The sequence below is a fragment of the Granulicella sp. L60 genome (assembly GCF_009765825.1).
Lineage (GTDB): Bacteria > Acidobacteriota > Terriglobia > Terriglobales > Acidobacteriaceae > Edaphobacter.
In genome coordinates, this window is record NZ_LMUR01000015.1 from 425,305 (window position 1) to 436,677 (window position 11,373).

The following is an 11,373-nucleotide window of genomic DNA, read 5'->3' on the forward strand; positions in this document are numbered from 1 at the left end:
GGCTTTTTAACTTGCTTGCGGGGGAGGGGGGTGGGGGTCCTCCCGTCGGTCTGGATCTTTGTATTCGACCTCTAATAAGAAGAGGCCTTGGGGTGGGGCGGTGGGTCCGGCGGCGCTGCGGTTGCGGGCGGCGAGGATGGTTGGGATGGCGTGGGAGGAGATGCGGCCGGCTCCGATCTGGACGAAGGTGCCGACGAGGTTGCGGACCATGTGGTGAAGGAAGCCGTTGCCGGTGACTTCATAGAGGAAGAGGTCGTCTTGCTGGCGCCAGGCGGAGTGGTGGAGAGTGCGGGTGTTTGCCGATGGTGGGGGTGGATCGGCTTGGGTGCGGGTTGTGAGGTCGGGGTCAGCGGCGGCGAAGGAGGTGAAGTCGTGAGTGCCGAGGACGTGGGCGGCGGCTTGCTGGAGGAGGGCGAGGTCGAGCGGAAGCGGGCAGGCCCAGACGTAGGGAGCGAGCATGGGGGAGCAGATGCGTTCGCCGGGGAGGATGCGGTACTCGTAGGTTTTGCGGAGGGCGCTGTGGCGGGCGTGGAAGTGTGGAGGTGCGGGGGAGACGGAGAGGACGCGGATGCTGGGAGGGAGAGCGTGGTTGAGGGCGCGGTGGAGATTGGCGGCGGGGATGGGGATGGTGAGGGAGAAGGTGGCTACCTGGGCGAGGGCGTGGACACCGGTGTCGGTGCGTCCGGAGCCCTGGGGAAGTACGTCTTCGCCGGTGATGCGGTGGATGGCTTGTGCGAGTGTGCCCTGGATGGTGGGGAGTTGGGGCTGGATCTGCCAGCCGTTGTAGGGGGTTCCGTCGTAGCTGAGGATGATCTTCCAGTGCGGCATGGCTCTTATTCGGACGGTATCATGCTTGGTGCGGATGGGTCGGTGCCGGGTGTGGGTCTACTCAATTCAGCGGGCGGCTTTGGTTGTGATGCGTGTCTTCTTGGAGGGAAGGGCAGGCAACAGCAAAGGCAGAAGCAGGTCCATGTGGGATGACAAACAAAAGGACGGGCAACGGCAAGAACAACCGCAAAGACAGATGCGACCGCAAATCCCTGCGGGATGACAAGCAAAAGAACAGACAACGGCAACAGCACGGCGACAGCGACGACAAGAGAAGGCAGCAGAAGCAATAGTGGATGCGGAGTGTCTTTGAGCTTCGATGATAAGGGGTGAGCGTTGCTATACTTAGGGCATTGCAGGCAGGGAAGATTTTTTGATGGATGTTGGGAACGAAGCGACGGCTGGGTGCGTATACCTGCTCGACCGGAGGATTCCTGCAGGGCAGAGGTGTATGGGCCGGTAGCATTCTTTAAGAGTCGTCTGGAAGGTGCTGTGCGTCTTATTTAGCATTGAAAAATATATGGATAAGGACGGCCTAGCCGAGGTTATGCGGGTTCAGGTGAGGCTTTGAGTTCGGCTCGGTTTGCGCGGACGAGTGAGGGCAGGGCCGGAAGCGGTCAGGCAGAGGCAGGGAATCAACTGGGCGCGAGCTGGAGCTAATCCGGCCGTTGCCAGGGAAGAGTTGGAGAGCGCATCGTGAGATTAAGAGATATGCAGGCGGCGGCGAGCATCGCACTCATGCTGCTGAGTGTGTGCACGCAACCGGCATTGGGATTGGAATTGGCGCAGCAGGCTGGTTCGGGGACACAGGTGCCGCAGACCGATACGACGGTGCCTGGACATCAGACGAGTCCGACGACGCCGGTGGCGGCACAGCCGGTGCAGAACGATACGACGGGGCAGCAGGGTCTGCCGCAGGCTCCGGCGCCGAAGCTGACGGAGCCGCTGTTTCTGCGCGATACGCAGATCGACTACACGAAGCCGAAGAGTCACCTGTGGAATCCGATCGCACCTTATACGGCGATCAATGTTCCTCTGCTTCAGTTGGGGAATACGCCGAAGCTGGATTCGCTGTTGCAGGATGGGAAGATTTATCTGAGCCTGGCGGACGCGATTACGCTTGCGCTGGAGAATAACTACGATATTGCGATTGCACGGATCAACCTGGATATCGCGGATACGGATCTTCTGCGGGCACGGGCGGGATCGACACTGCGCGGCGTTTCTACGGGTCTGGTGACCAATACGCTGGGCGGTACGACGACGACGATTACGAGCGGCGGTGGACCGGGTGCGACCTCGGCCGGCGCGGGCGGTAGCAGCACGGGTGTGGGCGGACTGGTGCTGAGCACCAATGGCGGCGGGCCGGTGCCTGAGAATCTTGATCCGGTGCTGACGGGCCAGTTGGAGTATGAAGCGCAGCAGGCTCCGCAGTTGAACACCCTGTTCAGCGGCGGTCAGAGCGAGTTGACGACGGATACGGGGACGTACAACTTCAACTATGCCCAGGGCTTTTTGACTGGAACACAGTTGACGGTGGGCTTCAACAATACGCGCGTAACGACGAACAACGGGTTCAGCAACTATAGCCCTGCGTTGACGACGAGCTTTCGTGCGACGGCGACGCAGCATCTGTTGCAGGGGTTTGGCACGGGTGTAAACGGGCGGTTTATTCTGCAGGCGAAGAACGACCGGCGGATTACGGACTCGGCGTTTCGGCAGCAGGTGCTTTACACGGTGAACCAGGTGGAGAATATCTACTGGGCGCTGGTGAGCGCGTATGAAGATGAGCAGGCGAAGGAGCGCGCGCTGGGGCAGTCGACGCAGTTGACGTCAGATAACCGCAGACAGTTGGAGATTGGAACGCTGGCTCCGCTGGATGTGGTGAACTCGGACAGTTCGGTGGCGAACGACAAGCAGGCGTTGATCGCGTCGAAGACGAACCTGGAGTATCAACAGTTGTTGATGAAGCAGGCGATTGCGCGGAACCTGAACGATCCGCAGTTGTCGAACGCGCCGGTGATTCCGACGGACCGGGTGAGCCTGGAGAGGCTGCCGGAAGAAGATACGAACCAGGAAGACCTGGTGAAGCAGGCGTATGCGAACAACCCGCAGATTGAGCAGGCGGTGTTGAACATGAAGAACAACGAGATCACGATCAAGGCGTTCAAGAACGGACTGCTGCCGACGGTGGATGCGTACGGGTTTTATGGCGGAAGCGGACTGGGCGGCGCGCAGAATCCCAGTGCCATCAACTTCGATAGTCCAAGTGGAACGGCACCTTACCCGCCGGGCACATTTCCGTCGATTGGATATGGGACGGTGCTGAAGAACACGCTCAACAATAATTCGCCGGACCGCGGTGGTGGCGTCAACATGACGGTGACACTGCGAAACCGAACGGCGCAGGCGGATCAGGCACGGTCGCAGATGGAGTACAGGCAGTCGCAGATGCGGTTGCAGCAACTGTATACGCAGATTCGAATTCAGGTGATCAACCAGCAGTACGCGTTGACCAACGACCGGGCGCAGGTACAGGCGGCACAGGCGGCGCGTGACTTTGCGGCGCAGAGTCTGGACGCGGAACAAAAAAAGTACAAGCTGGGAGCTTCGACGACGGCGAATGTGCTGCAGCAGGGAAGGAATCTTGCGAATGCGGATAACACGCTGATCTCGGATACGGCGGCGTATGCGCGAGACAGGGCGCAGCTGCGGCAGCTTCTGGCGAATACGCTGGATCTTTATGGGATCAGCATTGAAGGGGCGGCGCACGGAGTTACGGGACAGGCTCCAGTGATTCCAGGGCTGACGGCTCCGAAGGCTCCGGCTCCGCCGAAGCCGATCAGTGCGAATCCGGGTGCGGCTCCGCAGTAGATTGTTTGTCAGATGAGAAAAGGACCTGGGCTTTGGCCTGGGTCTTTTTTTGCGTTATATGGGTGGAGAGCCGAGAGATGACGGGCGAGTTAGTTCGTCACGCTTACCTGAGGCTAAGTGTAGGAGCTACAGGCGATGGAGGCCTCGTTTGCACTAGACTGGATAGCTATGGGGAACGATCAGGTTAGTGAACACTTGAACTCTTTGGCGCAGGCTGCTTCGGCGTATCTGCGGTCGGCGATGCATCAACCGGTGCGGTGGCATGAGTGGGGCGAAGAGGCGTTTCGGCTGGCAGAGGCGGAGGACAAGCCGATCCTGCTGGACATTGGCGCGGTGTGGTGTCACTGGTGCCATGTGATGGATCGGGAGTCGTATGAGAGCGCGGATACGGCGAGGATCATCAACGATCACTTTATCGCGGTGAAGGTGGACCGGGATGAGCGGCCGGATGTGGATACGCGGTATCAGGCGGCGGTGTCGGCGATCAGTGGGCAGGGCGGTTGGCCGTTGACGGCGTTTCTTACACCGGATGGGAAGCCTTACTTTGGCGGGACATATTTTCCTCCGGGGGATCAGCATGGGAGGCCGGGTTTTCAGCGTGTGCTGCTGACGATGGCGGAGGCGTTTCAGAAGAGACGCGATGAGGTGAACGAGTCTGCGGGCAGCGTGATGGCGGCGATTGAGCATAACGAGTCGTTCATGGGACGGGCGGGGAATCCGGGGCCTGAGCTGGTGGGGAAGCTGATCGGGTCGGCGTTGAAGCAGTTCGATGCGCGGTCGGGAGGGTTTGGATCGCAGCCGAAGTTTCCGCACTCGGGCGCGATTGATTTGTTGCTCGATGCGGCTTCGCGGATGTCGGCGGATGGGACCGAGAGTGTGAGTGAGAAGGCGAGGGTCGCGGCGCAGGTGACGCTGCAGAAGATGGCGAAGGGTGGGATCTACGACCATCTGGCGGGAGGGTTTCATCGCTACTCGGTGGACGAGCAGTGGGTGGTGCCGCACTTTGAAAAGATGGCGTACGACAACAGCGAGCTGCTGAAGAACTACGTTCATGCATACCAGACGTTTGTGGATCCGGAGGCGGCGCGGGTGGCGCGGGAGATGATCCAGTGGATGGATGAGTGGCTGAGCGACCGGAAGCTGGGAGGGTTTTATGCGTCGCAGGATGCGGACCTCTCGCTGGACGACGATGGAGACTACTTTACGTGGACGCGGGATGAGGCGGCGGCGGTGTTGACGGTGGAGGAGCTTGCGGTGGCGAGCGCGTACTACGACATCGGCGAGATTGGGGATATGCATCACAATCCGGCGAAGAATGTGCTGCATGTGCGGGGCACGCTGGAGGGTGTGGCGAAGGCGAATGCGATACCGCTGGAGACGGCGAGGGAGAGGCTGGCTTCGGCGAAGAGCAAGCTGTATGCGGCGCGGTTGAAGCGGCCGACACCGTATGTGGACAAGACGGTGTATGTGGGATGGAACGGGATGTGCATCTCGGCGTACCTGGAGGCGGGGAGGGTGTTGGATATGCCCGAGGTGCGGGCGTTTGCGCTGAAGTCGCTGGACCGGGTGCTGAATACGGCGTGGGATGCGACGGATGGGCTGGCGCATGTGGTCGCGTATGGCGAGGCGGGCGGTAGTGGGGCGCGCGTTGCCGGGGTGCTGGACGACTATGTGTTTCTTGGTCATGCGGCGCTGGATGCGTGGGCGCTGACGGGAGAGATGCGGTACTACACGGCGGCGGAGGCGTTGATGGAGGGCGCGCTGGCGCGGTTTTACGATGTGACGGAATGCGGATTCTTCGATACGGAGATTGCGGTGAAGGGTGAGGTTCGGCTGGGTGCGCTGGTGACACGGCGCAAGCCTCTGCAGGACTCGCCGACGCCGGCGGGGAATCCAGTGGGCGCGGCGTTGTTGCTGCGGCTGGAGGCTCTGAATGGAAGGGAAGACTATGCGGTGAAGGCTCTGGAGACGCTGGAGACGTTCGCGGGCGTGGTGGAGCACTTTGGGCTGTATGCGGCGAGCTATGGGCTGGCGTTGCAGCGGATGGTGCTGCGGGATGTCGAGATCTGCGTGATTGGGGACGATGCTGCGGCGAGAAGGTTAGAGGCGGTGGCGCTGGCCAGGTATGCGGTGAACAAGAGCGTGATCCGGCTAAGGAAGGATCAGCTGGGGGCGTTGCCTCCGGCGCTGGCGGAGACGCTGCCTCATCTGCCGGGACTGCAGGGTGAGGGAAGCTTTGCGGTAGTGTGCAGCGCGGGAGGGTGTCTGCCGCCGGTGTCTACCGTGGATGAACTGATCGATGCTTTGAATCGTTCGTTGTGATGATTTGGGCTGTTGCGATGTGCGAACGAAATAGCCTCCGAGTCAGATTGGCCTCGGAGGCTATTTGTTGAGCCGTAGGAGTCTATTACTCCGACCCAGACGAACTGAAAGCAGAACTATACGTTAAAGAATTTGCGCTTTGCTGCGCCTGCCATTCCCAGAACGCCGGTGGCAAGCAGAGCGAAGGAGGATGGCTCAGGAACAGGGGCTTGCGAGACGGTTGAGCTGAAGGTCGCTGTATCGCTGAAGGTGAAGAAATTGAAGCTGCCGCCGGTTGTGTTGAAGACGGTGGATGAGGCAGGGACCTGTGTACCGTCGGTTACCGAGATGGAGGAGTTGAGCGCGTAGTTGGTGAATGGATCGTCAAAGCCATCGACAGCGGCGATGTTGACGTTTACGGGGCTCAACTGCTCAAAGCCTGCGATGAAACCGTCCGCTTCGAAGACTTCAACGGGGTTGGTGAATGCCTCTGTGGGACCTGATCCCAACTGGACGGTGGCGGAGGAGAGAAGCAGGGTGAATTCGTCAGCGGCGCCGGAAAATACGACGTTGTTGGTGTTGCCGGTTCCTGTGATGGTGATGAGCTGGGTGACGCCGGCGGAGGGACCGAACAACGTGCTTCCGGTGAGGGTCTCGGTGAAGGTGATTGGGTCAGCGTGGGCCGTGACAGCAAGGGCAGGCAGGAGAAGAGTACCGAGGGCAAGGCAAATCGATCGCAACGTGATGCTCCATGATGGGGATGAGTTTATTCCTGTATTGATTTGTAAGCCCGGGACAGGAGCGATCTAGATTAATATTCGTGCGCGTTACTTTAGAGTGCGGTCTGCGGTGACTAAGCCCAGAGATGGCAGAAGTGACGGAGGTGAAACGGAACTTCCGAATCACCTCCGATCTGTTTGTCTGTTAGTTGTTCATGGAATAGTTGACCGTTACTGTCGTCTCCACCTCGACGGGGTTGCCGCTTAGAAGGAAGGGTTTGTAGGTCCAGTCTTTGACTGCTTCAAGCGCGCTCTGGTCGTAGTCGGCACGAAGGCTCTTCTTGACCTGGATCTGCTTCACGGCTCCGTCCTTGCCGATGATGACGTGGAGAACTACGGGACCGTTGAGGATGTCTTTGTTCTCTTTGGCTGTGGGCGGGTATACCGGATTCTTCTTGTAGACGCTCTGTTCTGCCATGACTGCGGGTGCGACCTTTACTGGCTTGCCGTTTTCGTTCTGCGCGGCTGTTGTCGATGGGGTCGCTACATCCATGCGCAACGCCAGCGCCGAGGCACAGGTTGCTACTCCGACTGCTGCACACGTTGCGGCGATTGCAAACCGGCGCACGCCTTTGATCTCCACACGCTTCTGGGTCAGGTTCATAACTCTCCTCTCGAAGATGTTGGCATCGAAGATTCCGATGGCGTGAAGGGTTTTGTCCGGCGTTCCTTTTACAAGCAGCGACGCCAGCCGCATCAGCGACCGCACATAGGGTTCTGTTCCGTCGACGGCCTGGGCCGCCATGTCGTCACAGATCATCTCGCGGGTCTCTGCTATTCGTGACTTCGTCATCCATAAAAATGGGTGGTAGGCCACGGGCAGAGAGAGTGCTCCGTATACGAGGTTCTTGAGGAAGTCATGACGCTTCATGTGCGCGAACTCGTGTGCAAGCACTGCGTCGAGATCGAGTTCTGCACTGCTTTGCAGGAATCGTGGCGGCACCAGCACTACGCCCTGTCTTCCTCCGACTGTGACTGGTCCATCCATCTCGGGGGAGGCCGCTATTCGAGCTGATTCGCAACCGAAGATTGCTGCGCATCGCTGCCAATGGCGCATCGCTTCGTCTGTGAGTGTCACGGACTCCGCTTGATGGGTGAGCACACTTGTTCGATAGAGGCCCCATCCGAGACGGACGGCGAAGTAGAGGAGAGTGCATCCGTATATCGCTGCTACTGCGGTGAGTGCTTCCAGCGGTATTCGCAGTGCAACGGCTCCGGAGACCGTGGCGGCGCCTTCGACGACATGTACCAAGCCGCCTGCGGCGCTCGGGCCTCTCAGGAGAAGAGCCCAGAGCTTGTGCAAAACGCTTTCCAGTCGGAAGCTGCATGCAGGGACGACGGTTTGCAGGACTAATGCGGTTACCCAGATGCGATGTTCCATCGGCGGTCCGCTTGAACGCGCAATGCGGGCTGCGATCCATGCGGCGGCAAAGATCAGCGGTACCTGCCACAGCGAGTTCAGAAGATATTCCAGAGTTTTGGTCTCGATATCGCTCACTTGTCGCCTTCTTTCTCCTCGAGCATCTTGCTGAGCCGGGTGATTTGTTTGGCGTCGATCTGCTTGGTTTTGATGAGGCTCATGACCAGTTCTTCGGTCGATCCGCCAAACATGCGGTCGACCAGATCGCGCACGGCATGGCCCGATGCCTTTGCCTCGGTGACGATTGCGCTGTACTCGTAGGAGCGGCCGCGGAGTCTGCGCTTGAGCTTGCCTTTTCGTTGCAGGATGTTGAGCATCGTCTGCACCGTGGTGTAGGCGAGGCGCTGCTCCAGCCCCTCCTGAACGGCGCCCACGTTACTCGCTCCGAGCTTCCAGATCACCTGCATGATCTGTAACTCCAGTTTGGTGAGGGTGTCTTTTTCGTGCTCTCCCATAGTGTTATCTCCTAAACAATTAGGACATTAGGCGCGAGGGGTTTTGTTGTCAACTAAATTCTTAGGAGTTGGGAGGATTTATTGCTGCGTGATTTAGCCGATGAGGGGTTGCTGGGCGGGTGGGGCGGTGGGGTTGGGAGCGCGGAGGATGAGCATGTTGGCGGGATCGTTGCCGAGGGGGATGCCGTCTTTTTCGAAGGCGAGGATGATGCGGCGGCGGAGTTCGCGGAGGACGCCGTCACGCTGGTTGGCGCGGACGCGGATCTGGACCGGGTAGGTGACGGCGCGGCCTTCGATCTTGTCGACGCCGAGGATGTTAGGGTCGGCGATGGCGATGTCTTTGAAGGCGGGATCGTTGCGGACGCCGGTGGCGATGGTGCGGAGGAGGTCGATGACTTTGTCGGGGTTGGCGCTGGCGTCGACCGAGACGTTGAGGGTGGCGAGGGAGTAGTCGCGGGAGAGGTTGGAGACGGTGGCGATCTGGCTGTTGGGGACGACGTAGAGGGTTCCGTCGCCGTCGCGGAGGGTGGTACGGCGGAGGGAGAGGTCTTCGACGGTGCCTTTGAGGCCTGCGAGGATGACGACTTCACCGACGTTGTACTGGTCTTCGACGAGGATGAAGATGCCGTTGAGCATGTCCTTGAAGATGGACTGCGCGCCGAGGCCGACGCCGACGCCGACGATGCCGGCGGAGGCGAGGATGGGCTGGTAAGGGATGTCGAAGATGTTGAGGAGTTGGAGGAGGGCGATGAATCCGAGGACGCCGTAGGAGGTGGCTCGCAGGATGGAGGCCATGGTGCGGAGTTGGGCGGCGCGGTGGAAGTTGCCGACCTGGCGGTCGGCGCGGGTGTGCATCTTTTTGACGAAGAAGAGGACGATCCGCTGGAGCACGAAGATGATGACAAAGACAGCGATGATTCGAGGGAGTTTTTCGCCTACGAACTGGATGATGCCGGTGTGCCACTCTCGGCTGATGCTCTGGACGATTTGTTCGTCTTGCGGGCTCGTGGGCAGAAGGAGCATGATGACTGCGTCTCGCTTTCGGAGAGGGATGCTGTAGAACAGAGTGCGTCAGATGTTTGTTGGATGCAAGTGGATGCTTGAGCCGCAGGATGCGGCATAGGAGTGCGACTATGAGAGTACTTCAAGTGGCGTTGGCAGGGATGGTTCTTCTGATGATGGGTAGCGGCGGGGCGGTGGGAGGGCAGATGACGCAGACGCCGATTGCGCAGAATCCCTCTGTGCCGAGGGGCGCGGACCATGGTGCGGGTCTGGGCGATATTCCGAATTCACCACACCTTGAGGAGCAGCAGGCGCGGGCGCGGAACAACGAGCGCCAGCAGAAGCTGGTGGCAGATACGAATAAGCTGCTGGCGTTGGCTACGGATCTGAAGACGCAGGTGGACAAGACGGATAAGGGGATCATGTCGGTGGATGTGATCAAAAAGGCCGACGAGATCGAGAAGCTGGCGCATAGCGTGAAGGAACGGATGAAGGGTTAGAGGTTCAGGAACTTACAGCGTTATTGTGGCTGGGCGAGGGCTGCGGCGGCGTTGATGAGGGGTACGGGCAGGCCTGCGGTAGAGATGGCGGAGCTACGCATGGAGGATACGACGGTGGCGGCGCTCCAGTCCGGATGGGCGGCGCGGAGGAGGGCGGCTACGCCTGCGGCGAGGGGGGCGGAGGCGCTGGTTCCCATGGCTTCAACGTACTGGGTGTGGCCGAGGTTGAAGCAGCCGAAGCTGTGGGTAGCGTCGGTGGGGAGGCCATCGATAGTGTTGGGGATGCCTGCGCTGCAGGCTCCGCGGATCCATCCGGTGACGGCGGTGTCGCCGCCTGCGGGATAGCTGCCGCCGGGTGCGGCGAGGGCGTTGAGGGGGGCTCCGAAGTTGCTGTAGTAGGCGAGGGAGATGGGGCCGGGGGTGCAGGTGGCTCCGGTGGTGGTGTTCTGGGCGCAGGCGGGGGTGGTGGAGGCGATGAGGGCGAGGACGTCGCGGGACTGGGCGGGGAGTTCGACGTAGCGGGGGTTGGAGAGGTCGATGCCGTCGTTGCCGGCGGAGGCGACGAGGACGATGTTGGCCTGGGCGGCGGCGTAGGTGATCTGGTTGAAGGTTGCGAGGAGGCCGGCGCCGTCTCCGGTGGTGAGATCGGCGGTGACGCCCACGGAGAGGCTGACGATGTCGGCCCGGTTGGTGATGGCGTCTTCGATACCCTGCATGACCCAGCTGAGGAGGCCGCTGGCTTGTCCGGATTCGCAGAGGTCTGCGGGGTTGGTGTCGCCGGAGATGGTGGCGGGCATGCGCTGGAGGACCTTGATGTTGAGGATGGTGGCTTCCGGGGCTACGCCGATGACCTGTCCGGTGCCGGGACCGATGGCTCCGGCGGCGAGAGAGGCGGTCCAGGTGCCGTGACCCTCCTGATCTTGCGGGGTGCCGTCGTCACAGGTGCTGGGGTAGGCGGTCTCGTCGACTTCGCTGAGGTTCAGGACGAGGTTGGGAGCGATGTCGGGATGAGCCTGGTCTACGCCGCTGTCGAGGATGGCGATGCGGACTCCTTTGCCCATGGTGGTGTTCCAGGGGCCGATGGAGGGGCCGCCGGGGGTGTTGTTGCCGTATCCGCCGACCTGCTGGACGGCCCACTCCTGCGGGGTGGTGTAGAAGGTGTCGTAGGGTGGCGGGGGTGGTGACGGAGGCGGGATCGTCAGCGGGGGGGGTGG

Annotated in this window: 9 protein-coding genes; 3 read left to right on the top strand and 6 right to left on the bottom strand. The window is 60.7% G+C overall.

From position 1 onward, the window contains the following. Positions 1 to 6 precede the first annotated feature (6 nt). Entirely contained in the window at positions 7 to 828 is an 822-nt protein-coding gene (gene truA / locus GSQ82_RS09025; RefSeq protein ID WP_158791939.1) for a tRNA pseudouridine(38-40) synthase TruA, read from the bottom strand. Between the two features lie 696 nt (positions 829 to 1,524). Between truA and GSQ82_RS09030 the strand changes: the two genes are divergently transcribed. Both GSQ82_RS09030 and GSQ82_RS09035 read left to right on the top strand, forming a co-directional pair. Next, positions 1,525 to 3,702 (top strand): TolC family protein, encoded by a 2,178-nt coding sequence (locus GSQ82_RS09030; protein ID WP_254061527.1) that lies wholly within the window; start codon positions 1,525 to 1,527, stop codon positions 3,700 to 3,702. A 135-nt stretch (positions 3,703 to 3,837) separates the two neighbouring features. Beyond that, positions 3,838 to 6,024 carry a thioredoxin domain-containing protein gene (locus GSQ82_RS09035; protein ID WP_254061528.1) on the top strand — a complete coding sequence of 729 codons (2,187 nt, stop codon included), beginning with the start codon at positions 3,838 to 3,840 and terminating at the stop codon, positions 6,022 to 6,024. A gap of 116 nt (positions 6,025 to 6,140) precedes the next feature. Here the strand turns inward: GSQ82_RS09035 and GSQ82_RS09040 are convergent, their stop codons facing one another. From GSQ82_RS09040 to GSQ82_RS09055, 4 genes are all read right to left on the bottom strand, one after another. Further along, positions 6,141 to 6,743 (bottom strand): PEP-CTERM sorting domain-containing protein, encoded by a 603-nt coding sequence (locus GSQ82_RS09040; protein ID WP_158791940.1) that lies wholly within the window; start codon positions 6,741 to 6,743, stop codon positions 6,141 to 6,143. A gap of 184 nt (positions 6,744 to 6,927) precedes the next feature. Further along, the gene (locus tag GSQ82_RS09045; RefSeq protein WP_158791941.1) at positions 6,928 to 8,280 is read right to left on the bottom strand and encodes a M56 family metallopeptidase; all 1,353 of its coding nucleotides are present in this window, start codon (positions 8,278 to 8,280) and stop codon (positions 6,928 to 6,930) included. Continuing rightward, positions 8,277 to 8,657 carry a BlaI/MecI/CopY family transcriptional regulator gene (locus GSQ82_RS09050; RefSeq protein WP_158791942.1) on the bottom strand — a complete coding sequence of 127 codons (381 nt, stop codon included), beginning with the start codon at positions 8,655 to 8,657 and terminating at the stop codon, positions 8,277 to 8,279. The genes GSQ82_RS09045 and GSQ82_RS09050 overlap by 4 nt, the downstream gene beginning before the upstream one ends. A 93-nt stretch (positions 8,658 to 8,750) precedes the next feature. Then, entirely contained in the window at positions 8,751 to 9,680 is a 930-nt protein-coding gene (locus GSQ82_RS09055; RefSeq protein ID WP_158791943.1) for a mechanosensitive ion channel family protein, read from the bottom strand. A gap of 110 nt (positions 9,681 to 9,790) precedes the next feature. Between GSQ82_RS09055 and GSQ82_RS09060 the strand changes: the two genes are divergently transcribed. Next, positions 9,791 to 10,159, top strand: coding sequence for a hypothetical protein (locus GSQ82_RS09060; RefSeq protein WP_158791944.1), 369 nt, complete (start codon positions 9,791 to 9,793; stop codon positions 10,157 to 10,159). A gap of 20 nt (positions 10,160 to 10,179) precedes the next feature. Here the strand turns inward: GSQ82_RS09060 and GSQ82_RS09065 are convergent. Then, a partial coding sequence (locus tag GSQ82_RS09065) for a S8 family serine peptidase (RefSeq protein WP_158791945.1) occupies positions 10,180 to 11,373 on the bottom strand: 1,194 nt, incomplete at its 5' end.

Bases quoted from the DNA above. Each gene is read 5' to 3' on its own strand.
- truA (WP_158791939.1), bottom strand. From the start codon at position 828: ATGCCGCACTGGAAGATCATCCTCAGCTACGACGGAACCCCCTACAAC.
- GSQ82_RS09035 (WP_254061528.1), top strand. From the start codon at position 3,838: ATGGAGGCCTCGTTTGCACTAGACTGGATAGCTATGGGGAACGATCAG.
- GSQ82_RS09050 (WP_158791942.1), bottom strand. From the start codon at position 8,657: ATGGGAGAGCACGAAAAAGACACCCTCACCAAACTGGAGTTACAGATC.
- GSQ82_RS09055 (WP_158791943.1), bottom strand. From the start codon at position 9,680: ATGCTCCTTCTGCCCACGAGCCCGCAAGACGAACAAATCGTCCAGAGC.
- GSQ82_RS09060 (WP_158791944.1), top strand. From the start codon at position 9,791: ATGAGAGTACTTCAAGTGGCGTTGGCAGGGATGGTTCTTCTGATGATG.